This is a genomic window from Streptomyces sp. NPDC060205, assembly GCF_042728395.1.
In the GTDB taxonomy this organism is placed as follows: domain Bacteria; phylum Actinomycetota; class Actinomycetes; order Streptomycetales; family Streptomycetaceae; genus Streptomyces.
Genome location: NZ_JBHWZP010000131.1, coordinates 1 through 24,208, shown reverse-complemented (window position 1 = coordinate 24,208; position 24,208 = coordinate 1). Strand labels below are relative to the sequence as shown.

The 24,208-nt window shown below is 72.4% G+C and carries 22 protein-coding genes; 11 read left to right on the top strand and 11 right to left on the bottom strand.

Going from position 1 to position 24,208, the window contains the following annotated elements; translation table 11 throughout:
• Window positions 1-58 precede the first annotated feature (58 nt).
• Window positions 59-1,168: a DegT/DnrJ/EryC1/StrS family aminotransferase gene (locus ACFWGJ_RS23010; RefSeq protein ID WP_387327487.1), complete on the bottom strand. Its 1,110-nt coding sequence runs from the start codon at window positions 1,166-1,168 to the stop codon at window positions 59-61.
• Window positions 1,169-1,376: 208 nt separating this feature from the next.
• On the opposite strand from ACFWGJ_RS23010, the gene rfbA reads away from it, so the two are divergent.
• Window positions 1,377-2,252, top strand: a complete 876-nt coding sequence (gene rfbA / locus ACFWGJ_RS23005) for a glucose-1-phosphate thymidylyltransferase RfbA (protein WP_387327485.1) — start codon at window positions 1,377-1,379, stop codon at window positions 2,250-2,252.
• A 19-nt stretch (window positions 2,253-2,271) separates the two neighbouring features.
• On the opposite strand, the gene ACFWGJ_RS23000 is transcribed toward rfbA, so the two are convergent.
• Window positions 2,272-2,988, bottom strand: coding sequence for a class I SAM-dependent methyltransferase (locus ACFWGJ_RS23000; protein ID WP_387327482.1), 717 nt, complete (start codon window positions 2,986-2,988; stop codon window positions 2,272-2,274).
• Between the two features lie 76 nt (window positions 2,989-3,064).
• Complete coding sequence (locus tag ACFWGJ_RS22995) at window positions 3,065-3,850, bottom strand: cyclase family protein (RefSeq protein ID WP_210882558.1); 786 nt, start codon at window positions 3,848-3,850, stop codon at window positions 3,065-3,067.
• A gap of 235 nt (window positions 3,851-4,085) precedes the next feature.
• Between ACFWGJ_RS22995 and ACFWGJ_RS22990 the strand changes: the two genes are divergently transcribed.
• Genes ACFWGJ_RS22990 through rfbB form a run of 5 tightly spaced genes read left to right on the top strand, consistent with a single transcriptional unit; the run spans window position 4,086 to window position 9,223 of the window.
• Complete coding sequence (locus ACFWGJ_RS22990) at window positions 4,086-4,520, top strand: nuclear transport factor 2 family protein (protein WP_267029096.1); 435 nt, start codon at window positions 4,086-4,088, stop codon at window positions 4,518-4,520.
• Window positions 4,521-4,565: 45 nt separating this feature from the next.
• On the top strand, window positions 4,566-5,426 hold the full coding sequence (locus ACFWGJ_RS22985; RefSeq protein WP_387327478.1) for an SDR family NAD(P)-dependent oxidoreductase: 861 nt from the start codon (window positions 4,566-4,568) through the stop codon (window positions 5,424-5,426).
• Between the two features lie 59 nt (window positions 5,427-5,485).
• Window positions 5,486-6,853 (top strand): P450-derived glycosyltransferase activator, encoded by a 1,368-nt coding sequence (locus tag ACFWGJ_RS22980; RefSeq protein WP_387327475.1) that lies wholly within the window; start codon window positions 5,486-5,488, stop codon window positions 6,851-6,853.
• Window positions 6,854-6,893: 40 nt separating this feature from the next.
• Entirely contained in the window at window positions 6,894-8,264 is a 1,371-nt protein-coding gene (locus ACFWGJ_RS22975) for an activator-dependent family glycosyltransferase (protein ID WP_387327472.1), read from the top strand.
• Window positions 8,252-9,223 (top strand): dTDP-glucose 4,6-dehydratase, encoded by a 972-nt coding sequence (gene rfbB, locus ACFWGJ_RS22970; protein ID WP_387327469.1) that lies wholly within the window; start codon window positions 8,252-8,254, stop codon window positions 9,221-9,223. Before ACFWGJ_RS22975 ends, rfbB begins: the two co-directional genes overlap by 13 nt.
• On the opposite strand, the gene ACFWGJ_RS22965 is transcribed toward rfbB, so the two are convergent.
• Complete coding sequence (locus ACFWGJ_RS22965; RefSeq protein WP_387327466.1) at window positions 9,124-10,056, bottom strand: Gfo/Idh/MocA family protein; 933 nt, start codon at window positions 10,054-10,056, stop codon at window positions 9,124-9,126. The genes rfbB and ACFWGJ_RS22965 overlap by 100 nt on opposite strands.
• Before the next feature lie 162 nt (window positions 10,057-10,218).
• Here ACFWGJ_RS22965 and rfbH point away from each other — a divergent pair, with 162 nt between their 5' ends.
• A complete protein-coding gene (rfbH, locus tag ACFWGJ_RS22960; protein WP_387327463.1) occupies window positions 10,219-11,523 on the top strand; it encodes a lipopolysaccharide biosynthesis protein RfbH in 1,305 nt (434 codons plus the stop codon).
• 18 nt (window positions 11,524-11,541) lie between these two features.
• On the opposite strand, the gene ACFWGJ_RS22955 is transcribed toward rfbH, so the two are convergent.
• A complete protein-coding gene (locus ACFWGJ_RS22955; protein ID WP_381834049.1) occupies window positions 11,542-12,360 on the bottom strand; it encodes a BTAD domain-containing putative transcriptional regulator in 819 nt (272 codons plus the stop codon).
• Window positions 12,361-12,623: 263 nt separating this feature from the next.
• Between ACFWGJ_RS22955 and ACFWGJ_RS22950 the strand changes: the two genes are divergently transcribed.
• The 3 genes from ACFWGJ_RS22950 (at window position 12,624) to ACFWGJ_RS22940 (ending at window position 16,581) form a co-directional block, all read left to right on the top strand.
• Window positions 12,624-12,803 carry a hypothetical protein gene (locus ACFWGJ_RS22950; RefSeq protein ID WP_387327460.1) on the top strand — a complete coding sequence of 60 codons (180 nt, stop codon included), beginning with the start codon at window positions 12,624-12,626 and terminating at the stop codon, window positions 12,801-12,803.
• The gene (locus tag ACFWGJ_RS22945) at window positions 12,800-15,067 is read left to right on the top strand and encodes a TOMM precursor leader peptide-binding protein (protein ID WP_387327457.1); all 2,268 of its coding nucleotides are present in this window, start codon (window positions 12,800-12,802) and stop codon (window positions 15,065-15,067) included. Before ACFWGJ_RS22950 ends, ACFWGJ_RS22945 begins: the two co-directional genes overlap by 4 nt.
• Before the next feature lie 254 nt (window positions 15,068-15,321).
• The gene (locus ACFWGJ_RS22940; RefSeq protein WP_387327454.1) at window positions 15,322-16,581 is read left to right on the top strand and encodes a sensor histidine kinase; all 1,260 of its coding nucleotides are present in this window, start codon (window positions 15,322-15,324) and stop codon (window positions 16,579-16,581) included.
• A 21-nt stretch (window positions 16,582-16,602) separates the two neighbouring features.
• On the opposite strand, the gene ACFWGJ_RS22935 is transcribed toward ACFWGJ_RS22940, so the two are convergent.
• The 6 genes from ACFWGJ_RS22935 to ACFWGJ_RS22910 all read right to left on the bottom strand — a co-directional run bounded on the left by ACFWGJ_RS22935 (window position 16,603) and on the right by ACFWGJ_RS22910 (window position 22,818).
• Complete coding sequence (locus tag ACFWGJ_RS22935; protein ID WP_328938524.1) at window positions 16,603-17,208, bottom strand: response regulator transcription factor; 606 nt, start codon at window positions 17,206-17,208, stop codon at window positions 16,603-16,605.
• 222 nt (window positions 17,209-17,430) lie between these two features.
• Window positions 17,431-18,876 carry an FAD-dependent monooxygenase gene (locus ACFWGJ_RS22930; RefSeq protein ID WP_387327451.1) on the bottom strand — a complete coding sequence of 482 codons (1,446 nt, stop codon included), beginning with the start codon at window positions 18,874-18,876 and terminating at the stop codon, window positions 17,431-17,433.
• Window positions 18,877-19,081: 205 nt separating this feature from the next.
• A complete protein-coding gene (locus ACFWGJ_RS22925) occupies window positions 19,082-19,378 on the bottom strand; it encodes a hypothetical protein (protein ID WP_387327448.1) in 297 nt (98 codons plus the stop codon).
• 89 nt (window positions 19,379-19,467) lie between these two features.
• Entirely contained in the window at window positions 19,468-21,705 is a 2,238-nt protein-coding gene (gene malQ, locus ACFWGJ_RS22920; RefSeq protein WP_387327445.1) for a 4-alpha-glucanotransferase, read from the bottom strand.
• On the bottom strand, window positions 21,705-21,974 hold the full coding sequence (locus ACFWGJ_RS22915) for a hypothetical protein (protein WP_387327443.1): 270 nt from the start codon (window positions 21,972-21,974) through the stop codon (window positions 21,705-21,707). Before ACFWGJ_RS22915 ends, malQ begins: the two co-directional genes overlap by 1 nt.
• Window positions 21,975-22,281: 307 nt before the next feature.
• A complete protein-coding gene (locus tag ACFWGJ_RS22910) occupies window positions 22,282-22,818 on the bottom strand; it encodes an HNH endonuclease (RefSeq protein ID WP_107016193.1) in 537 nt (178 codons plus the stop codon).
• Between the two features lie 229 nt (window positions 22,819-23,047).
• Here ACFWGJ_RS22910 and ACFWGJ_RS22905 point away from each other — a divergent pair, with 229 nt between their 5' ends.
• Window positions 23,048-24,172, top strand: a complete 1,125-nt coding sequence (locus ACFWGJ_RS22905; RefSeq protein ID WP_387327440.1) for a mechanosensitive ion channel family protein — start codon at window positions 23,048-23,050, stop codon at window positions 24,170-24,172.
• Window positions 24,173-24,208: the final 36 nt, after the last annotated feature.

Below are 24,208 nucleotides of genomic sequence, written 5' to 3'. Positions count from 1 at the left end.
CCCTCCGCCGGGCCTTCGGTGTGCGCGGGGCGGGCCGGGGCGGGCCCGCCGCACGGGTTCAGAGGCTGTCCAGCACGCCACGCACCGCGCTGATCACCTTGTCCTGGATGTCCGGTGCGAGGGCCGGATACATGGGCAGCGAGAAGATCTGGCCCGCCAGTTCCTCGGTGACGGGCAGCGAGCCCGCCCGGTAGCCGAGGTGGGCGAACCCGGACATCGTGTGCACCGGCCAGGGATAGCTGATGTTCAGCTCGATGTCGTACGTCTTCAGGGCCTTGATGATGTCGTCGCGCCGGGGGTGGCGGACCGTGTAGACGTAGTAGACGTGCTCGTTGCCGGGGACGGTGTGCGGCAGCACCAGGCCGGTGTCGCCGAGCCCCTCCTCGTAGCGGCGGGCGACGGCCCGGCGCCCCTCGACGTAGGTGTCGAGGCGGCGGAGTTTGCGGCGCAGGATCTCGGCCTGCACCTCGTCGAGGCGGGAGTTGTGGCCCGGGGTGCCGACGACGTAGTACCGCTCCTCCATGCCGTAGTAGCGCAGCCGGCGCAGGGCACGGTGGGCGTCGTCCCGGGAGGTCACCACGGCCCCGCCGTCGCCGTAGGCGCCGAGCACCTTCGTCGGGTAGAAGGAGAAGGCGGCGGCGTCCCCGGTGGTGCCGGCCAGCCGTCCGTCGCGGCGGGCGCCGTGGGCCTGGGCGCAGTCCTCGACGAGGACCAGGCCGTGCTCGGCGGCGAGTGCCTCCAGGGGCGCCAGGTCGACGCACTGTCCGTAGAGGTGGACGGGGAGCAGGCAGCGGGTCCGGGGGGTGAGGACGGCGGCCACCTGCTCGGTGTCCATGAGGTAGCTGTCCGGGTCGACGTCGACGAACACCGGGGTGGCGCCCACCGAGTCGATCGCGATCACGGTGGGGGCCGCGGTGTTGGACACCGTGACGACCTCGTCCCCGGGGCCGACGCCGAGCGACTGGAGCGCCAGCTTGATCGCGTTGGTGCCGTTGTCGACGCCGACGCAGTGGCTCGCGCCGTGGTAGCCGGCGAACTCCTCCTCGAAGCCGCGGACACTGTCACCGAGGACGAGCTGACCCGAGTTGAAGACCGTTTCCACGGCGTCCAGAATATCGGCGCGTTCGTTCTCGTATTCCTGCTGGTAGTCCCATACGAGAGTCGTCATCGAATTCGCTTCCCTCCCATTGCTGACATGATTGCCTTGCCGCAGGGTGTCACCGTCCCCTCGCAGCACATCACATTGCCGGGCCGGCCCACAACCCGCATTCTCCCTCTATTACCGCTCGAATTTCCCTGGACCAGGGGATTTCCTGCTTGCTGCCGAACGAATTCGGTCGTTAGCATGGGCAGAAATCGAGGACAGGGGCATACCCATGAAGGGGATTATTCTCGCCGGCGGTACGGGAACAAGGCTCCATCCAATAACCGTTTCCGTGTCGAAACAGCTTCTCCCGGTCGGCGACAAACCGATGATCTACTATCCGCTCTCGGTGCTGATGCTCGCGGACATCAAGGAGATCCTGCTCATCTGCACCGAGCGCGACCTGGACCAGTTCCGCCGGCTCCTGGGCGACGGATCACAGCTCGGCGTCCACATCGACTACGCGGTGCAGAACCGTCCTGCCGGGCTGGCCGAGGCCTTCGTCATCGGCGCCGACCATGTGGGCGACGACGACGTGGCCCTGGTGCTCGGCGACAACATCTTCCACGGCTACCACTTCTACGACCTGCTCCAGAGCAACGTCAAAGACGTACAGGGCTGTGTGCTGTTCGGTTATCCCGTGGAGGACCCGGAGCGCTACGGGGTGGGCGAGACCGACGCGTCGGGGCGTCTGGTGTCCCTGGAGGAGAAGCCGGCCCGGCCGCGCTCCGACCTCGCCATCACCGGGCTCTATCTCTACGACAACGAAGTGGTGGACATCGCCAAGAATCTCCGCCCCTCGGCGCGCGGAGAACTGGAGATCACCGACGTCAACCGGAATTACCTGGCCCGCGGCCGAGCCCGTCTGGTCGATCTCGGCCGCGGTTTCGCCTGGCTCGACGCCGGAACTCCGGAATCCCTGCTGCAGGCCGCGCAATATGTGCGGACCCTCGAAGAACGGCAGGGTGTGCGCATCGCCTGCGTCGAGGAGGTCGCACTCCGGATGGGATTCATCGACGCGGACGACTGCTACCGGCTCGGCGAGCAGATGTCCCAGTCGGGATACGGCCAGTACGTGATGTCGGTGGCCCGCGAAATGGCACCCTGAGCATCCCGGCCGGCTGCTCTCAGTTCTTCTCGCGTACACCGATGAAAAGGCCGCGGCCGGTGGGACCGTCCTCCAGGAATTCCACGGAGCAGCCCGCGTCGGTGAACGCGGCGACGTACTCCTCCTTGGTGAACAGGTGCAGCACGTCGATCTCGGTGAACTGCTGGATTCCGGTGGCGTCCCCCACGGTGAAACGGACCTCCATGCGGGTGGCCCGGCCCTTGCGGGTGGTGTGCGAGATCCGCGCGATCGTGCGGTGCTCCTCACGGGCCAGGTCGCCCGCGACATAGCCCTCGATGAAGTTCTCGGGGAACCACCAGGGTTCGACGACCAGGACGCCGCCGGGCTCCAGGTGCGCGGCCATCGACCGCACGGCGGACCGCATGTCGTCCAGTGTCTCCAGATAGCCGATGGCGCAGAACATGCAGCTCACCGCGGTGTAGGTGCGGCCGAGCGAGAAGTCGCGCATGTCGCCCGCGTGGACCGTGGTGCCGGGCAGCCGCTGTTCGGCGAGCCGGCGCATCGGCTCCGCGATCTCCAGCCCCTCGGCGACCTCGAACCGCTCGCCGAACACGCTGAGATGGGCGCCCGTGCCGCAGGCGACGTCGAGCAGCGAGTCGGCACCCGGGCGGCGTTCGGCGATGAGCCGCGAGACGTCCGCGGCCTCCTCCCCCCAGTCCTTGCCGCGGCTGCGGTAGATGGCCTCGTACACGTCCGCGAGTTCCCGGCCGTACATGTGTGTCTCCTCCCGTTGTCGCCCTGGTGGGCGTGGAACGTGGTCCGCCGGGCCGCGGTGCTGCCCGGCCGTCCGCTCACTCGTCCTCGTCGAGCAGTGCCACCGCCCTCGCCCAGCCCGCGCCGGCGCCGGCGATCCGGACGGGGAAGCACGCGAGCCGGAAGCCGCGGGAGACGGGCAGCTGGTCCAGCCCCGCGAGCCGTTCGATCTGGCAGTACTCCCGGTCGCGGCCGATCATGTGGGCGGGCCACAGCACCGAGCGGTCCCCGGTCTCGCGGTAGCGGCCGATGATGTCGCCGAACGGCGCGTCCAGGCTGAAGGCGTCCGTGCCGATCACCCGTACGCCCTGGTCGAGCAGCAGGTGCACGGCCGAGCCGTCGAGGCCGGTGAAGTCCGTGAAGTACTTCTGCGTCCCCGACCACGCGTCGGCGCCGGTGCGCAGCAGCACGATGTCCATGGGCGACAGGGTGTGGCCGATCCGGTCCAGCTCCCGCTCCAGCACGTCGGCGCCGACCGCGCCGGTGCCCTGGTCGCTGAGGTCGAGGACCACCGCGGGCCGGAAGAACCAGTCGAGCGGCATCTCGTCGATGTGCCGGGGCGGGCCGTCCCGGTAGGAGGCACGCGTGCCGTAGTGCGAGGGCGCGTCGATGTGCGTCCCGGTGTGGGTCGTCAGCTGGAGCCGGTCGAGCGAGAGGAACTCGCCCTCCGGCAGGACCGCCGGGTCGAAGTCGATGCCGAAGTGGTCGCGCATCTCCTCACTCATGTGCGTGGCGGCCTCCTTCGGGCCGAGCACGTCGTGCACCACGGGATCGGGTTCAAAACCCGCCGCGTCCACGGGCGAGGACAGGTCGATGATGCGCACACGAGCCTCCCGGCGATGGGTTTCCACAAGCGTTCCGCCGGCGTTCCTGCGTCCGGCCAGCCCATGCTCACCAGCGCGGCTAGAGAAGCGTTGGAGCCCGGCTGTACGGCCACCGGCCCGCCCGCACACCCCGCGCTCGACCGATCCTGGAGGGGTCGCTGCCACCGTCGTGACCTCAGCCCCGGAGGCCGGGAACGCACCCGCCCGGTCCACGTGCACGGCGGAAGGAACATCCATGGCAGCACAGGCCCCGACGGCCCCGGCGGACGTCTACGCCGAGGTACAGCACTTCTACGCACGGCAGATGCGGGACCTGGACTCGGGCGAGGCCGAGACCTGGGCCGGCACCTTCACCGAGGACGGCGCCTTCAAGCCGCCCTCGCTCCCGGAGCCCGTACGCGGCCGTCCGGCCCTGACCGAGGGCGCCCGGCAGGCCGCCGCGGGCCTCGCCGCCGCCGGGGAGACCCACCGCCACTACGTCGGCATGCTCACCGTCACCCCGGCCGACGACGGCTCGCTGACCGCCGAGAGCCTGGTGTCGATCGTCGCCGTCCCGCGCGGCGGCCCCGCCCGGCTGCACCTGATGTGCGTCTGCCGGGACGTGCTCGTGCGCGAGGCGGGCGAACTGCTGGTCAAGGACAGGGTGGTGACCCGTGACGACCGGCCGTAGCGGGAGTCGACCGCGAATCGAGCGCCCCGGCCTACGGTCCCGGACATGAGCGCGACACCCGACACGAACGCGGCACAGGACACGGACGCCGCACAGGGCACGAACGCGGCACAGGACACCGCAGCGGCCCCCGGCACGAGCGCGGCACAGGACACCGCCGCGCCCCGGGGCGTGATCGTCACCGGCGGCGGGACCGGGATCGGGCGGGCCGTGGCCCGTGCCTTCGCCGACCGCGGCGACCGTGTGCTCGTCGTGGGCCGCACGCCCGCGACCCTCGCCCGGACCGCCGAGGGACACCCCGGCATCGACGTCCTCACCGCCGACCTCACCGACCCCGACACCCCGCGGGCGGTCACCGACGCGGCGCTGGACGCGTTCGGCCGTATCGACGTGCTGGTCAACAACGCGGCCTCCGGCGGTTTCGCCGCCCTCGCGGAGACCAAGCGGGAGGCGGCCCGCGACCAGCTCGACACCAACCTCCTGGCCCCGCTGCTGCTCACCCGGCAGACCCTGGACGCCCTCGCGGCACACGGCGGCGGGACCGTGCTGAACATCGGCTCGGCCGGCGCGCTGTACCGCCGTGCCTGGCCGGAGAACGGGATCTACGGCGCCGCCAAGGCCGGGCTCGACTTCCTCACCCGGACCTGGGCCGTGGAACTGGCGCCCCGCGGCATCCGGGTCCTGGGCCTCGCCCCGGGCGTGATCGACACCGGTATCGGCGAACGGTCCGGCATGACGCCGGAGGCCTACGCGGGCTTCCTGCGGCACATCGCCACCGTCGTGCCGGCCGGCCGGGTCGGCCGCCCGGAGGACGTCGCCTGGTGGGCGGTCCAGCTCACCGACCCGCGCGCCGGCTACGCGACCGGCGCGGTGCTCGCGGTCGACGGCGGCCTGTCCCTCACCTGAGACCCGCACCACGCCCCGCTGCCACAGCTGTGCCCCACCCCGCCCCGAAGGAGACTGCCGTGACCGACACGGAAACCGACGAGACGACCACCGCCGCACCCGAGCAGGACCGGCAGATCCAGCAGACCGACAGCGAGCTCGGCCGCCATCTGCTGACCGCCCGCGGCTTCCACTGGATCTACGGGACCAGCGGCGACCCGTACGCCCTCACCCTGCGCGCGGAGAGCGACGACCCGGTGGTGCTGGCCCGCCGTATACGGGAGGCGGAGACCCCGCTGTGGCAGAGCGCCGCCGGGGCCTTCGTCACCGGCCGGCACGCGGTGGCCGCCGAGGTGCTGGCCGATCCGCGGCTGAGCCTGCGGCACGCCGATCTGCCGGGCCCGCAGCGGCACGTCTTCTCCGACGCGTGGAGCAATCCGCTGCTGTGCCACATCATTCCGCTGGACCGGGCGTTCCTGCACGCCTCGGGCGCCGACCACGCGCGCTGGGAGCGGTCGGCGGCCCCGGTGCTCGGCGCGGGCGCGGCGGACGGCCACCGCAAGCACGCCGAACGCGTCCACCAGGAGACCGCCGACGGGCTCGGTGCCTCCTTCGACCTCATGGCGGACTACTCCCGCCCGGTGGCCGTCGAGGCCGCCGCCGCGCTGCTCGGCGTCCCGGACGCGCAGCGCGAACGGTTCGCCCACGCGTGTCTCGCCCTCGGGGTCGCGCTCGACGCGGCGCTCTGCCCGCAGCCGCTCGCCGTCACCCGCCGGCTCACCGAGGCGGTGGAGGACGTACGCGCCCTCGTCGCCGACCTCGTCGCGGCACGGCAGTCCGAGCCGGGCGACGACCTGCTCAGCACGGTGCTGCGCGCCGACGCCTCCGGCAGCTCAAGCGCCTCGGCCGCCGAGGACGCCCTCGCCGTCGGGGTGCTGACCGCCGCGGTGGGCGTCGAGCTGGCCGCCGGGCTGATCAACAACGCCGTGGAGGCGCTGCTCGCGCATCCCAGGCAGTGGGCGCTGCTCGGCGAGAACCCGGAACTCGCGGCCGGGGCCGTGGAGGAGACGCTGCGTCACGCGCCGCCGGTGCGTCTGGAGAGCCGGATCGCCGCCGAGGACCTCACGCTGGCCGGCCAGGACATTCCCGCGGGCGCGCAGGTCGTCGTGCATGTGGGCGCGGCGGGCCGGGATCCCGAGGTGTTCCTGGCGCCGGATCACTTCGACCTCACCCGGCCCGTGGGACAGGGGCAGTTGGCGCTGTCCGGCCCGCACACCTCCCTCTTCGGGGCGTTCGCCCGGCTCCAGGCGGAGACCGCGGTACGCACCCTGCGCGAGCGCCACCCGCACCTTGCCCCGGCCGACGGTGTCCAGCGCCGGATGCGCTCCCCCGTCCTGGGCGGAGTCCTTCAGTACACCCTGACCACCTCCGCGACCGCCTCCGCGTGACGGCGGCCGTCGTGACACCGCCGCAGAGAAAGGACCGGCCATGCGGGTTCTGCTGACGTCCTTCGCGCTGGACGCGCACTTCAACGGGTCCGTGCCGCTCGCCTGGGCGCTGCGGGCCGCCGGGCACGAGGTTCGGGTGGCGAGCCAGCCCGCGCTGACGGGGAGCATCACGGCGGCCGGACTGACCGCCGTCCCCGTGGGGGCCGACCCCGGTCTCGACGCGATGGTGAAGGGGGTGGGCGACTCCGTGCTGTCCCACCACGCCGACCAGTCGCTGGACCCCGACACCCCCGGTCAGCTCACCCCCGCCTTCCTCAAAGGCTGGGACACGATGATGACCGCCACGTTCTTCGCCCTGGTCAACGACGATCCGATGGTCGACGAACTCGTGGCGTTCGCCCGCGACTGGCAGCCCGACCTCGTCCTGTGGGAGCCGTTCACGTTCGCGGGGGCGGTGGCCGCGAAGGCGACCGGCGCGGCCCACGCGCGCGTGCTGTCGTTCCCGGACATGTTCCTGTCCATGCGGCAGGCGTTCCTCGCCCAGCTCGGCCCCGGTGCGACGGTCGGTGCGACGGGCGGTGCGACGGCCGATGGACCGGGGCCGGCCGACGGACAGGGTTCGGCGCACCCCGAGGACGCCCTCGGCCAGTGGCTCCAGTGGACGCTGGCCCGCCACGGCCTGCCCTTCGACGAGGAGGCGGTGACGGGACAGTGGTCGGTGGACCAGGTGCCCCGCAGCTTCCGCCCGCCGTCGGGCCTGCCGGCCGTCCCGATGCGCTACGTCCCGTACAACGGCCCGGTGCCCGCCGTCGTACCCGACTGGCTGCGCGTCCCGCCGACCCGTCCCCGGGTCTGCGTCACCCTGGGCCTGACGGCCCGGACCTCGGAGTTCCCGAACGCGGTCCCGGTCGACCTGGTCCTCAAGGCGATCGAGGGGCTCGACATCGAGGTGGTGGCCACGCTCGGCGCCGAGGAACGGGCCCTGCTCACCCACGTCCCGGACAACGTCCGTCTGGTGGACCACGTACCGTTGCACGCGCTGCTGCCGACCTGTGCGGCCGTCGTGCACCACGGCGGTGCCGGGACCTGGTCGACGGCGCTCGTCGAAGGGGTCCCGCAGATAGCCATGGGCTGGATCTGGGACGCGATCGAGCGGGCCCGCCGCCAGCAGGAACTGGGCGCGGGCCTGCATCTCCCCTCCCACGAGGTGACGGTGGAGGGGCTGCGCGGCAGGCTCGTACGGCTCCTGGAGGAGCCCTCGTTCACGCAGGCCGCCGCCCGGCTGCGCGCCGAGGCCGAGTCCGATCCGACCCCGGCGGAGGTCGTCCCCGTACTGGAGCGGCTGACCGCCCAGCACCGCGCCCACGGGCGTCGACGTCTCGGAGGTACGTCCCGATCATGCGTGTCCTGATCACCGGCGGCGCCGGTTTCATCGGATCCCACTACGTGCGCTCCCTGCTCTCCGGCGGCCTGCCCGGGCCCCGGCCGAGCCGGGTGACCGTCGTCGACCTGCTCACGTACGCCGGGAGCACCGACAACCTGCCGCTGGAGGATCCGCGGCTGGACTTCCGCCGGGTGGACATCCGGGACCTCGACGCGCTCCTGGAGGTGTTCCCCGGGCACGACGCGGTGGTGCACTTCGCGGCCGAGACCCATGTCGACCGTTCCCTGACCGGGCCCGCGGAGTTCGTGACCACCAATGTGCTGGGCACGCAGACGCTGCTGGAGGCGAGCCTGCGCTGCGGGGTGGGCACCTTCGTGCACGTCTCGACGGACGAGGTCTACGGGTCCATCGCCGAGGGCACCTGGACGGAGGAGGAGCCGCTGCTGCCCAACTCGCCCTACGCGGCGTCGAAGGCGGGCAGCGACCTCGTCGCCCGCTCCTACTGGCGCACCCACGGGCTCGACGTGCGCACCACCCGGTGCGCCAACAACTACGGCCCGCGCCAGCATCCGGAGAAGCTCATCCCGCTGTTCGTCACCGAGCTGCTGGCCGGCCGGACCGTGCCGCTGTACGGGGACGGCGACAACGTCCGCGAGTGGCTGCACGTCGACGACCACTGCCGGGCCGTCCACGCGGTGCTGACCGGCGGCCGTGCGGGCGAGATCTACAACATCGGCGGCGGTACGCATCTGACGAACCGTGAGATGACGGCCAGGCTGCTGGAGTTGTGCGGCGCGGACTGGTCCCGGGTCCGGCAGGTGGCCGACCGCAAGGGCCACGACCTGCGGTACGCGGTGGACGACTCGAAGATCCGTGACGAGCTCGGCTACCGGCCGCTGCGGTCGCTCGACGACGGTCTGCGCGAGGTCGTCGACTGGTACCGCGACCGGCTGACGCGGATGCCGGCGACGGCCGAGCGGGTCTGACCGGTGGTCCTGTCCTGCTGTTCGAGGCGGACCACCGGGCGGTGCTCCCGGGGCGGGGTGAAGGCCCGCGGCACACTGATCCGGCCCCGGCTGCCCCACAGGGCGTACGCGGAGCGGTAGGAGTGCTGGAAGCCGAAGTCGAGCTGGGCGGTCACGCCGGTCGCCGTGGAGAGCAGCGCGCTGCCGGCGACGTCGACACCGGTGGCCTCGTCGACGCGCAGACAGGCGCCGAGGACGTCGAGTTCCCCGTCGAGCTGGAGCTGGGCGGCGCGCAGCGGATACACGCCGACGTCCAGCAGGGCGCCGCCGCCGAGCCGCGCGTCGTGCCGGAAGGACGACGGGTCGGGCGGCGGCACGCCGAAGGAGCTGGAGAAGACCCGCAGTTCACCGATCTCCTCGCGGGCCAGGTCCCGTACCGCCGCGTGCTGCGAGTGGTGCAGGAACATGAAGTTCTCGGTGAGCGCCAGACCGAGCCGGGCGGCCGTCGCCACCAGTTCGGCACTCTGCTCGTACGTGGTGCTGAGCGGCTTCTCCACCAGGACGTGCTTGCCGGCGGTGAGCGCCTCGGCGACCCATTCGTGGTGCATGCCGGGCGGCAGCGGCACATAGACGGCGTCGATGTCGTCCCGGTCGAGGAGCGCCCGGTAGCCGGTCACCGCCGCGCAGCCGAACCGGTCCGCGAGCCGTGCGCTCCTGGCCCCGTCGCGGCTCGCCACGGCCACCAGCCGCACCGACGGGTGCTCCACGATCGCAGGCAGGATGCGGCGCACCGCGATGTCGGCACAGCCCAGCACCCCCATGCGGAGTCCGGGTCGTGGAGTGTCCTCGGGCATCTGCCACCTCACCTGTCGGATACGTCGCCGAACAAGCTAGCCGGAGCGGGTCGAAAGGCCCTGGAAGCCCGCTGGAGCAGGCCCTTTCCGCGGGGACTCCATGGCTCCTCTACCGGGCGGCGCAAGCATGGCCCCGAGGCAATCCTTACAGGAGGGACGGCTATGACGTCGGACACCAAGGCCCTGGTCCTGGAGCAGGTTCGCGAGTACCACCGGCAGCAGCAGCCCGGGAACTTCGTACCGGGAGTGACACCGATCCTCTCCTCGGGGGCGGTCCTGGACGAGGAGGACCGGGTCTCTCTGGTGGAGGCGGCCCTGGATCTGCGGATCGCGGCCGGCGCGGCTTCCCGGCGTTTCGAGAGCAGGTTCGCCCGCCACATCGGCGTACGCAAGGCGCATCTGGTGAACTCGGGTTCCTCGGCGAACCTGCTGGCCCTGTCGGCGCTGACGTCCCCGCGGCTCGGTGAGAAGCGGCTGCTGCCGGGCGACGAGGTGATCACGGTGGCCGGCGGCTTCCCCACGACGGTGAACCCGATCTTCCAGAACGGCCTCGTGCCCGTCTTCGTGGACCTCGAACTCGGCACGTACAACACGACGGCGGACCGCGTGCGGGCCGCGATCTCGGACCGGACCCGGGCCATCATGATCGCGCACACCCTGGGCAACCCCTACGAGGTCGCGGAGATCCAGCAACTGGCCACCGATCACGAGCTGTTCCTGATCGAGGACAACTGCGACGCGGTGGGCTCGACCTACCAGGGGCGGATGACGGGCACGTTCGGGGATCTGGCCACCGTCAGCTTCTACCCCGCGCACCACATCACGACGGGCGAGGGCGGCTGCGTCCTGACCCGCAACCTCGAACTGGCGCGGATCGTCGAGTCGTTCCGTGACTGGGGCCGGGACTGCTGGTGCGAGCCGGGCGAGGACAACACCTGCCTCAAGCGCTTCGACTACCAGCTGGGCAACCTCCCCAAGGGGTACGACCACAAGTACATCTTCTCGCACATCGGCTACAACCTGAAGGCGACCGACCTCCAAGGGGCCCTGGCGCTCAGCCAGTTGAAGAAGCTCCCGGAGTTCGGCGCGGCGCGGCGGCGCAACTGGCAGCGGCTGCGCGACGGCCTCGCGGACGTCCCCGGTCTGCTGCTGCCCACCGCGACCCCCGGCAGCGACCCGAGCTGGTTCGGCTTCGTCCTGACCGTGCTGCCCGACGCCACCTACACCCGCCGCGACCTGATCGCCTTCCTGGAGGAACGGCGTATCGGCACGCGACGGCTGTTCGGCGGCAACCTCACCCGGCACCCGGCGTATCTCGGCACCCCGCACCGGGTGTCGGGGGACCTGCGCAACTCCGACATCATCACCGAGCAGAGCTTCTGGATCGGGGTGTACCCGGGCATCACCGAGGAGATGACCGACTACATGCTGGAGTCGATCGTCGAGTTCGTCACCAAGAACGGCTGAGCGGCCCGGGGGCGGTGGTCAGCCGATCATGCGGTCGAGCAGCGCGTCCTCCCCGCGCCCGGGCACGTCCAGCCACGGCTCCGCCGAGAGCACCGCCTGCTGCAGCCGCTGCAGGCGCGGGGAGGGCGAGAGCCCCAGCTCCTCCGCCAGCCTGCGGCGCAGCCTCTGGTAGACGTCGAGTGCCTGCCAGGAGCGGCCCGCCCGGTACAGCGCCGTCATGCACTGGGCGTGCAGCCCCTCGTGCAGCGGATGGCGTCCGGTCAGCTCGATCAGCTCGGTCAGCAGCTCCGCGTGGCGACCCAGCCTCAGGTCCGCCTCCAGACAGCGCTCCAGCACCCCGAGCCTGCTCTCCTCCAGCCGGGCCACCTCGATGCTCAGCACGGGTCCGATGCGTACGTCGACGAGCGCGGACCCGCGCCACAGGGCGAGCGCCTCACGGAAGTACGCCGACGCCCTCTCCTGCCGGTCCTCGCCGGTGGCGACGCGGCCCGCGGCGACCAGCCGCTCGTAGCGCGGTACGTCGACGGCGTCCGTGGGCGCCTGCCAGCAGTAGCCGCCGTACTGGGTGACGAGGACGTCCTTGGCGGACACTCCCGCGTCGGCGCCGTAGGCCGCGGTGAGCTGCCGGCGCAGCTGGAGGATGTACGTGTGCAGGGTCGCCAGCGCGCTCTGCGGCGGCTCGCTGCCCCAGATCTCCTCCATGAGCGTCCCGACGGGCAGGACGCGGTTGGCGTGAATCGCCAGCAGGGCCAGAATCTGGCGTGGTTTCGCCGCTGTCGGCACGATCGACCGGCCCCGTACCTCGGCCGTCAGCGGTCCCAGCAACCATATGTCCATCTTTTTCTCCCCCATGTGGTCCACGGAGCGCCGCGAAGTGCTCCTCGCTCAGGGAGTCTCGCTGGCTACTTCCGGTATCAACCAGTGCCAGGGGCCCGGCCAGGCATATGAGGAACCTATGCGCAAGATGTGGATTTCTCATATGGGCCCTGTGCGTGACGCACTGGTATCGGCCAGTGACGCCCGTAAGGATGGCGGCAACGCGCAGGGCCCCGGCAGGGGTCGGGCGCGCGACCGAAGCCGACAGCGAACAAGGAGCACCCATGTCACGGATCACGCCTCTGCACGACGGCGACACGGCGATCGCGAGAGGCGCCGACGATCTCGTGATCACTGAATTCGGCCCCGAATCCGGTGACACCACCGACGGCCGGATCTGTATCTGCTGGATGCCCGGTGCCGGCGCCGGATCCTCCGCGGACGGCGGCCGTCAGACCCGATGAACCGTCCCGCCCCGGACGACGGGCTCCCCCGGCTGGGGTTCGCACCGCATCTGCGGGTCGAATCGGCGCCCGGGGAGCCGGTGTTCCTGATGACCGAGGAGCGGGTGACCACGCTCGGCGGGGAACAGGTCGCGCTGCTGGCCCCGTTGCTGGACGGCAGCCGCGACCTGCCCCGGATCGTCGCCGACGCGGCACCCGCGCTGTCACCCGATCGCACCGAACGGCTCGTGGCCACTTTGCTGGACGCGGGTCTGCTGTCCGCCTATCCGCCGGACGGGCGCGCCGGTCCCGAGCGCGCCTACTGGGCCCTCACGGGTCTCGCGGCCGGGCCCGACGACGGCCGGGGCGCGCTGCTGTCCCCGGTCGACCTCACCGAGGACACCGGCGCCACCCTGCGCGAGGCCGTGGCGGCGGCCGGGCTGCGGGCCGCCGCCGCGGGCGGGCCGGCCGATCTGACGCTGGCGCTGTGCCACGACTACCTCGATCCGCGGCTGAGCGCCCTGGACGCGGAACACCGCGCGGCGGGCCGCAGTTGGCTGCCCGTGCGGGCGAGCGGCACCCATCTGTGGGTGGGCCCGTTCTTCTCCCCGGACGAGGGCCCGTGCTGGAGCTGTCTCGCGGACCGGCTGCGGCTGCGGCGGCGCGGCGAGGCGTACGTCCAGCACCGGCTCGGGCGCGGCGGGCCCGCCGGGCACCGGCCGTCGTATCTGCCGACGGGCCGGGCGGCGGCCCTGCAGCTGGCCCTGCTTGAGGCGGCGAAGTGGCTGGCCGGACACCGTGATCCGCAGCAGGGCACGCTGTGGCGGCTGGACACCCGCACGCTTCAGAGCAGCCGCCATCCGGTGCGGCGGCGCCCGCAGTGCGCCCGCTGCGGCGACCCCCTGCTCGTACGCGACCGGGTGTCGGCCCCCGTCGTGCTGTCCCCGCGGCCGGTACGCGACACCGGCGGCGGAGGCCATCGGACGGCCGGTCCCGAGGAGGTCCTCGACCGGTACGGGCATCTCGTGGACCCCGTCACCGGGCTGGTCGGCGAGATCCGCCGGGATGTGCGGGGGCCCGCGTTCCTCAACTGCTTCCACGCGGGCGCCCAGCCGCCCTGGGACCCGGCGAAGCCGCCGCCCGCGCTGCACACACCGCTGCGCAGCCCCGGGTCGGGCAAGGGCGTCACCGAGGCGCACGCGAAGGTGAGTGCGCTGGCCGAGGCGCTTGAGCGGTACAGCGGGTACTTCCAGGGCGACGAGCCGCGGCTGCGGGGCAGTTACCGTGAGCTGGCGGACCGGGCCGTCCACCCGGACACCGTGCAGCTCTTCGACCGGCGGCAGTTCGCGGACCGGGCGGCCTGGAACCGTGCGCACGGCCCCTTCCACCAGGTGACCGAGCCCTTCGACGAGGACGCCCCGCTCGACTGGACGCCCGTCTGGTCACTGACCGAGGAGCGGCAGCGTCTCGCGCCGACGAGCCTGCTCTACTACAACGCCCCGGACGCGGACACCCGTTACTGCCGGGCGACCTCCAACGGGGCCGCCGCCGGGACCAGTCTGGAGGACGCCGTCGTACACGGCTGCCTGGAGCTGGTGGAGCGGGACGCGGTCGCCCTGTGGTGGTACAACCGCACCCGGCAGCCCGGTGTGGTCCTCGACCGGCGGGACGAGTGGACCGCCGGGACCCTGGCCTCGCTGCGGGACATGGGGAGGTCGGTGTGGGCCCTCGATCTCACGTCCGACCTGGGGATCCCCGTGGTCGCGGCCGTCTCGGCGCGGATCGGCGAACCGGCCGAGGACGTCGTGCTGGGGTTCGGCGCCCACTTCGACGCGCGGATCGCGCTGCGCCGGGCACTGACCGAACTCAACCAGATGCTGCCGCCGTTGACGGGCGGGCCGCCCGGCGGGGGCACCGCCTACACCGGTGACGACCCGGAGGCCCTCGCCTGGTTCCGGCACGCCACGACGGCGGGCATGCCCTATCTGCTGCCCGCCGCCCGCCGCTCGGCCCGGCCGCCCGCCGCGCCGCGTCCGCCCGCCGACGCCGCGGCCCAGGCCGGGGCGCTGGTCGAGCGGTTGCGCCGGCACGGCCTCGACGTCCTCGTCCTCGACCAGACCCGTCCCGATGTGGGGCTGCCCGTCGCCAAGGTGCTGGTGCCCGGACTGCGCCCGCACTGGGCGGGCTTCGGTCCGGGCCGGCTGTTCGACGTACCGGTCGCGCTCGGCCGGCTGGCCCGGCCGACGGACTTCACCGAGCTGAATCCCTTTCCCCTTCACCTGTGACGGAATGAAGCATTCCTCTTTACGGAATGAAATCCTCCACTTGTTTTCGCGCACCGGAGCAAACCTTTTCACTTCGTCGGCGGTCTTCTTCCATTAGGGAGTCCGAAGCACACTCCACCCCACCGAGTTTCGCTTCCGAGCGGTTTCGATCGATTACTATCGATGGCGACTTCTCATCCTCCCGGTATGCCGTGAGAGGGTGGGCACGGCACAACCTGACTCACTAATTCGTTCGGTTCGTCCGGGGGGAAGAGATGCAAGGTTCTGCCCTGCATGACGGTGCGCGCGTCGAACAGGAGGACGCGCGAAGCAGGCACCTCGCCCGCGGCACCTCCATCGCCATCACCGTCGCAGTGCTCGTGGCCTTCTTCGGCATCGGGGTGACCTACCTGGTGGAGGGCCACCCCTCACCTCTCGGGCTCGGCACGGGCGTCACGACCCTGCTCCTGGTCTACGGGCTCCAACTGGCGCATTCCTTTCCCCATCTGTCGCCCCGGCTGGCCCGCCGGCAGTACTGGACCCTCGGGTTCCAGGCGCTCCTGACGTACCTTCCGTTTCTCTTCTACGCCGAGGCCTGGCTCGCCGCCCCCGGCTTCCTCGCCGGCTCGTCGCTGCTCGTCCTCCCCTCCCGCTGGAAGTGGCCCGCGTACGGGGCGGCCGTGGCGTCGGCCGGCGTGCTCGTGCTGGAGACCGGCCTGGGCCGCGGTTCGGTCTGGTACGGGACGGTGGCGACCGCGCTGACCGGCCTGGTGGTGTACGGACTGTCCGAGCTGACCCGGCTCGTCCAGGAGGCCCACCGCTCCCGCGGCGAGCTGACCCGGATGGCGCTGGAGGCGGAGCGGCTGCGGTTCTCCCGCGATCTGCACGACCTGCTGGGCATCAGCCTGACCACCATCGCCTTCAAGTGCGAGCTGGCGCGACGGCTGCCGCCCTCCAAGCACGCCCGGCTCCACCAGGAGCTGACGGAGATCCTGGACACCACCCAGCGGGCCTTCGCCGACGTGCGGGCCGTCTCGCAGACCTACCGCGCCATGTCGCTGACCGCGGAGGTCGACACCGTCTTCGCGACCCTCAAGGACATGGGCATCCATGCCGTCTTCCGCGGCGGCGCCGGTCCCCTGCCGCCCCACATAGAGACCACGCTGGCCACGGTCCTGCGCGAGGGGATCACCAACATGCTCCGGCACAGCAGGGTCGGGACCTGCGTCGTCCAGCTCAGCCGCGAGCCGGGCGCCGTCGGACTGATCGTGACCAACGACGGGATTCCGGCGCAGCCGTCCGGCCCCGGCGTGGGGACGCGGCCGGGCAGCGGACTGACCAACCTTCGCGAACGCATCGAAGCGGTCGACGGCAGGCTCAGCGTCAAGATCATGGACGACAAGTGGTTCTCGCTGACGGCGGTCGTTCCGCTTCCGGCCGGGACGCACGAGTCCAAGCGGCCCGTCCTGCGCACCGCCGCCGGTCCCGCCCGCCCTCCGGAGAGCGAGCTGCGCGACTCGGCGACCGTGGCCTGAGCCCGCGGCCGGTGGGCGGGGTCAGATCCAGCCGCCCTCGCGGGCTATCCGTACCGCGTCCATGCGGTTGCGGGCGCTCAGCTTGACCACGGCGCTGCTCAGGTAGTTGCGCACGGTGCCCGGCGACAGGAACAGGCGGCGGGCTATCGCCGCGGTGCCCTCGCCGGCGGCGGCGAGCCGCAGGACCTCCAGCTCACGGGGGGCCAGCGGCTGTGTCACGTCTTCGAGCGCCGCGACCGCCAGCTGGGGGTCGACGGCCCGCTTGCCGGCGGCCACCGCGCGGATGGCGCCCACGAGTTGGGTGGGGTCGGCGTCCTTGCGCAGGAAGCCCGTGGCACGTGTCGCCAGTGCCCGTCGCAGCGTGCTGGGGTTGCCGAGGCCCGTGAGCATCAGGATCCGGCAGTCGGGCACGGCGGTGCCCAGCGCGGCGGCGGCGGAGATGCCGTCCATGCCGGGCAGGCCGATGTCGAGCACCGCCACGTCCGGTTGCAGGGCCCGCGCCCTCGGCACGATCTCGTCCCCGCGGTCGACTTCGGCCACCACTTCGAAGTCCGCCTCCAGGGACAGAAGTTCGGCCAGCGCCCGGCGCAGCATCGCCATGTCCTCGGCGATCAGAATCTTTATCATGGCCCCCCACATCGACCGCACACAGGTCGCCCGGGCCTCATACTCTCATCCGGAAAGCCAGAACAAGGCTTCGAAGCGCCAAGTTCCCTGCCTTTCGGTTCACTTCGGGCGGCGGTTCCGTTTCCGAAAGAAAGTCAGAGATTCAATCACCCCGGTAAACCCGGCCTCTTTCCCCTTTCGTACGACCCTGCGAACAACGCAATGCGACGGTGGGCCGGTCGGTCAGTCCCGTCCGAGGGCCCGCGTCAGCGCCCTTTCGGTCTCCTCGGCGGTCGCCGACTCCGCCGCCCAGGCCGCGTACCCGTCGGGCCGCACCAGCAGGCTCGTCCGCCGCTCGCTCGCCCAACTAGCCACGCGGAGGCGGTCCTTGCGGGTGGGGGTGCCGGTCCCGTCGGCGGGGGTGACGAGGACGAACCCGCCGTCGCGCAGGGCCTCGTACAGGCGGCCGTCGCGCAGGACCACGTCCGGGACGCGCCTGCCGACCAGGGGGTGGGCGCCGCGCGGGGCCGGGTACGCGTAGCCGATGCCGGTGACCTGGCCGACCATGCGCGTGCGGGCCGGGCGGGCGTGGCCGAGGAACGTGGTGAGCAGGGCGCGGGCCGCGAGCGTCCCGGGGCGCTTGGCCATCGCGAGCCGTACGATCCCGCCGCTGCTGCGCAGCACGGACCTGCCGACGGGGTGCCGTTCGGACTGGTAGGTGTCCAGCAGGCCGGCGCCCGCGTACCCGTGGACCGTCGCCGCCAGCTTCCAGCTCAGATTCGCGGCGTCCTGGAGGCCGGTGTTCATGCCCTGGCCGCCGGCCGGGGTGTGCACGTGCGCGGCGTCCCCGGCGAGGAACACGCGGCCCACCCGGTACGCGGGGGCCTGCCGTTCGTCGCTGTGGAAGCGGGACATCCAGCGGGCGTCGTGCATACCGAAGTCACGGCCGAGCGCGAGCCGGGTGATCTCCCTGACCTCGTCGAGCCCGAGAGGCTCGCTGTCGGCGACGTCGCGGCCCCGGTGCCAGCCGATCACCCGGTGGTAGCCGTCCCCGAACGGCGCGAGGAACGCGAACGCGTCCCCGACCGCGTTGACCGTCAGCAGCGTCTCGGGCTGCTCGGCGAGCCTGACGTCGGCGAGGACGACGGACCGGATGGCCGACCGCCCGGGGAAGGGCAGCCCCACCGCCTCCCGCACGGCACTGCGCATCCCGTCCGTCCCGACGACGTACGCGGCCCGCAGCTCCTTGGCCTTTCCGCCGGGCCCGCGCACCCGGAGGGTCACCCCGTCCGCGTCCTGTACGAGACCGGTCGCCTCCGTCTCGTACGCGAACCGCACCCCGGCCGCCACGGCCCGCCGCTCCAGGGCCTTCTCCACCTCGTACTGCGGCAGGACGAGGAGGTGCCTGAAGCGGGAGTGCAGGGTGGTGAGGTCGACGGTCAGCCGGCCGAAGAGCCGCAGCCGGTCGAGGGTCCGCCCCTTGGCCTCCAACTCGTCGGCGAGGCCCCGCGCGTCGAGCTGCTCCAGCGTGCGGGCGTGCAGGACGAAGGCGCGGGAGAGGTTGCTGATGCCGCGCGGCCGGCGCTCGGCCAGGGTGACGGGGACACCGGCGGCGGCGAGGTCACCGGCGAGCAGCAGCCCGGTGGGCCCCGCGCCGACGACGATGACGTTGCGGACAGTGCCGTTCATGGCGGCCTCCTGGTGCCGGCGGTTCCGGACGGGGTGCCGGCCGGCGGCTGGTTGTCCGCGCGCGTCGCCCGGCGTCTGTCCGCAACCATAGGGCGCCGCCCGGGACACGCCGAGGGCACCGCTCCCGCCCCCGGGCGGCATCAGCCGCGTACGGGTGCGAGAGCGGTGCCCTCGAAAAGACTCCGGAACTCGGTGGGGACCGGGGTCAGGAAGCGCGGACCTGGTCCGGGCCCTGCATCTTGCCCTGTCCCTTGCCTCCCGGCTTGCGCCGCGGCTGGCGGTCCGTCGAGCCGTCGAGCACCCAGACCAGGCCGGCGATCAGCGCGAACAGCCCGATCGGCGCCGCGACGTAGAGGCCCAGCGTCTCGATGACGCTCAGCTTCTGCGCGGGGTCGTCGCCGTCGTCGCGCGTCAGCGCGAGCGCGGGGGACGACATCATGAGCATCATCAGCGTCGTACCGGCAGCCAGGGCGCCGGCGCGCAGGGCGTTCTTCTTGTCCACGGTGCAAACGTAGCGAACTCCTGTTGCGGCCGCGCGCCCGGGGGTGCCGTACGGGGTGCGGCGCGGTTCTGTACGTGACGTCCGGGGCCTCACGCGGAGGGCTCCCGGCCGCCGGTGGACCCGCCTTCGCGCAGTACCTCGATGAGGGCGTGCAGCCGGGGCGAGGCGGCCAGTTCCTCCAGGGTGACGGGCCGGCCCTCGGCGTCGGCGACGGGCAGGCGCCAGTTCGGGTACTGGTCCCAGGTGCCCGGCAGGTTCTGCGGGCGGCGGTCGCCGACGGCGTCCGGGAGCCAGACGCCGACGAGGCGGGCGGGGGTGCGCAGCAGGAAGCGGTGCACGGCCTGGATCTCCGCCTCCTCCGACTGCTCCGAGACGCCCCCTGCGGCCCCCTGCAGCAGCCCGAGCCGGGCGAGCAGCGCCAGCCACTCCCCCACGTCCGCCGCCGCCTCGGCCCGCTCCTGGCCCACGGGGCGGGTCAACAGGCCGAGCCGGTCGCGGAGTTCGACGTGGTCGCCGGTGAGGCGGGACGCGGTGGGCGGCAGGTCGTGGGTGGTGGCGGTGGCGAGGCAGTCGGCGCGCCAGCTCTCCGGGGGCAGCGGCAGACCCGTACCGTCCCAGTCGCGTTCGAACCAGAGCACGGAGGTGCCGAGCACGCCGTGCTCCTGGAGGCTCTCGCGCACGCCCGGTTCCACCGTGCCGAGGTCCTCGCCGATCACCAGGGCCCCGGCGCGGGAGGCCTCCAGGGCGAGGATCGCGAGCATGGCCTCGGCGTCGTAACGGACGTACGTGCCCTCGGTGGCCGGGCGGCCCTGCGGGACCCACCAGAGGCGGAACAGGCCCATGACGTGGTCGATGCGCAGCGCACCCGCGTACCGGAAGAGGGCCCGCAGGAGGCGGCGGTACGGGGCGTAGCCGGACTCGGCGAGGCGGTCGGGGCGCCAGGGCGGCAGCCCCCAGTCCTGGCCCTGGACGCTGAACGCGTCCGGGGGCGCGCCGACGGACATGCCGGCCGCGAAGACCTCCTGCTGCGCCCAGGCGTCGGCGCCACCGGGGTGCACCCCGACGGCGAGGTCGTGCACGAGCCCGACCGGCATCCCGGCGTCGCGGGCACTGCGCTGGGCGGTGGCGAGCTGGGCGTCGGTCAGCCAGGCGAGCCTGCTGTGGAAGTCGACGCGGTCCATCAACTCGGCGCGGGCGCGGGCGGTCTCGGCCGAGCGGGGGTCGCGCAGGCCCTGCGGCCACCGCGTCCAGTCGGAGCCGTACACCTCCGCGAGGGCGTACCAGGTGGCGTGGTCCTCCAGCGCCTGCCCCTCCTCGGCGAGGAAGTCGCAGTAGGCGGCCCGGCGGCCGGGCCCGAGCGGCACCTCGCGCACCAGCTCAAGGGCCTCGCGCTTCAGCTCCCACACGGCGTCGCGGTCGATCAACGCGCCCTTGTCGAGCACGGATTCGCGCAGCCGGCGGGCCCGCGCCAGCAGCGCGAGCAGCCGTTCGCGGTCGTCCTCGTCGACGTACGCGAACTCGGGGATGTCCTCGACGCGCAGATACACGGGGTCGGGGTAGCGGCGCGAGGAGGGCCGGTACGGAGAGGGGTCGGTGGGGGCGCCGGGCACCGCCGCGTGCATCGGGTTGACCTGCACGAATCCGGCCCCGAGCGCCCGCCCCGCCCAAGCCGTCAGTTCGGTGAGGTCCCCGAGGTCGCCCATGCCCCAGGAGCGCCGGGACAGCAGCGAGTAGACCTGCACGAGCAGCCCGTACGCACGTCCGGCGGGCGCGGGCAGCTTCGCCGGGGCGACGACGAGGTGGGCGCGCGCGGTCCGCCCGTCGGGGGCGGCGGCGGTCAGCTCGTGCACGCCGGGGGGCAGCCCCTCGACGGACTCCCGGGCCTCCCCCTGCTCGGTCAGCACCCGCAGCCGGGTCCCGGCGGGCAGGGCGGCGAGGGCGGCGTCGAGCAAGGAGCCACCGGGTGGGCCGGTCGGCGCGGCGGGGCCCGTATCGCTCTCCGGGGCCGCCCCGCCGCCGGCCGCCGCTCCCGGGCCGGCGTCGTCGGCCGCGGCGGCGGGGGTGTCCGGGCCGCCGGTCAGCGGCGGGGCCTGGGGCGTGGGCGTGGCCCCGGTCCAGCACACCACCGTCGGCGGCAGCAGCCGTTCCCGGAGTTCCTTCTCGCGGGCCGCGAGGGAGCCGCGCACGGCGGCCGGCGTCCCCGCGGCGACTCCCAGCGCGGTGAGCGCGGCGACGACCGCCGTGTCCGAGGCCGCGACCGTGCGGTCCGGGGACGGACTGTAGGACGTGGCGACGCCGTACAGCGCGGCGAGCCGGGAGAGCGGCATCAGACCCCCGACGGGACCAGGCCGGCGGCGGCACCCAGGGGAGTCGGCTCACTCGTCAGGGGCGCGGCGTCGGCGAGCGGAGGTTCACTGGTGAGGGGCGCGGCAGCGGCCAGCGGCGGTTCGCTGGTGAGCGGTGCCTCGGCGCAGGAGCCCTCGGCGCCGGCGTTGAAGATGCAGTAGAGCGGGTGGGGGTCGGATCCGGGGTCGGCGGTCACGTCCGCCGGGCGTTTGGAGAGGGCCGAGAGCAGAAGCTGTGCCGATGCGGCCACGGGGGCCTCCTTGGTCGTCGTGCGGGCGGGTCAGGGCAGCCCCTACCCAGCGGGCGGGCCCGCAGACGTGACAGCCGGGACATCGTGCCCCTCTTCCCATTCTGTCCCGGATCGCCCGGATCACCAAGAGCGCCTGCGCGCACACCGTGAGCGACCGCCGGTCGGTCCCTGGCCTGCAGCCTGGCCGTGCGCACCGCCGAGTCACCGGCCACCCGGCGCCCGGGCAGCACGCGGCCCCGGGTCTCGCCGGGGCCCTGCCCGGGACCGGGGCCGGGGCCGGCCCGGGGCAAACCAAAGGCCCGGATCGTCAGGCGGAGATGCCGTCGATCCGGGCCATCGCGTCCTCCGCGCCGTACGGCTGCAGGTAGGGCAGCCAGCGCGGATCCCGGTGCCCGGTGCCGATGATGCGCCACGCGAGCCCCGACGGCGGGGCGGGTTTGTGGCGCAGGCGCCAGCCGATCTCGACCAGGTGGCGGTCGGCCTTGGTGTGGTTGCAGCGGCGGCAGGACGCCACCACGTTGTCCCAGACGTGCTGACCCCCGCGGCTGCGCGGGATGACGTGGTCGACGCTGGTTGCGACGCCACCGCAGTACATGCACCGGCCGCCGTCCCGGGCGAACAGCGCCCGGCGGGTCAGCGGAACGGGCCCCCGGTAAGGGACCCGCACGAACCTTTTCAGCCGGACCACGCTGGGCGCGGGGACGGTGACGGTGGCGCTGTGCATGAAGGCGCCGGATTCCTCAAGAGAGACAGCCTTGTTCTCAAGGACCAGGACGAGCGCGCGGCGGAGCGGTACGACGCCGAGGGGCTCGTACGACGCGTTGAGGACCAGGACATGCGGCACGGACGGCCTCCTTGTACGCCGGCGGCGCGTGGCTCGCGCCGGGACGATCTGCAGTCAGTCTCCCCTCATGCCTGGTGGAAGCGCCACCATGTCCCGGTAACGGGCTGGGAGTGTTTTCGACCACATCTCCTTCATCCCCACGTGAGCACAGTCTCTCCCTCGAACATTGCAACGATCCGCACACGGTGCCCCGTTAGTGTGGTGTTTCCGCCCGTCGGCATTCCACCAAATGTCCCCTGCCACGGGCGGGCCGCTACGCCTGGAGGTACCTGCCGTGTTCTTGTCCGTCCTGTCGGCCGCCGATCCCACCGAGGAACCGACGTCACCGACGCTCCAGGACGCCCAGGAAAGCGCCACCAACGCCGCCAGCTGGGTGGAGCAGAACTGGTCCACCTGGCTCAGCATCGGACTGCGCGTCCTGCTCATCGTGATCATCGCGGTGGTGCTGAGAGTGGCCGTGCGGCGGACCATCACGAAGTTCATCGACCGGATGAACCGAACGGCCCAGGCGGTCGACGGCACGGCGCTCGGCGGCCTCCTGGTCAACGTCGAACGCCGTCGTCAGCGCTCGCAGGCCATCGGTTCCGTCCTGCGTTCGGTCGCGTCCTTCCTGATAGTGGGCACGGCGGCGCTGATGATCCTGGGCACGTTCCAGATCAACCTGGCGCCGCTGCTGGCCTCCGCCGGTGTGGCGGGCGTGGCGATCGGTTTCGGCGCCCGCAACCTCGTGACGGATTTCCTCTCCGGCGTTTTCATGATCCTGGAGGATCAGTACGGCGTAGGGGACACGGTCGACGCGGGGGTGGCGTCCGGCGAGGTCATCGAGGTGGGCCTGCGGGTCACCAAACTCCGCGGCGACAACGGCGAGATCTGGTACGTCCGCAACGGCGAGGTCAAGCGCATCGGCAACCTCTCCCAGGGCTGGGCCACGGCCGGCGTCGACGTCACGGTCCGCTCGGACGAGGACCTCGACCGCGTCCGCTCGGTCCTCGCGGAGGTCGGCGAGGCGATGAGCAAGGACGAGCCCTGGAACGAGCGCCTGTGGGGCCCGATAGAGGTCCTGGGCCTCGACAGCGTCATCCTGGACTCGATGGTGGTCCGCGTCAGCGCGAAGACCATGCCGGGCAAGGCCCTGTCCGTCGAACGCGAACTGCGCTGGCGCATCAAGCAGGCCTTCGACCGCGCGGACATCAGCATCGTCGGCGGCCTCCCCGCCCCGACGGAGGAAGCCCCGGCGGACCCGACGGCGGGCATGGCGGCCCCGTCGGCGTACTCCAACACGGGCTCGGCGCAGTCGCAGGCGGCGTCGCCGCTGGCGCCGCCGGCGGTCGTTCCATCGAGTGGGGCGAAGTAGGGGCGAGAGGTTTCTCATACGTTCTCTGGGTGTGCG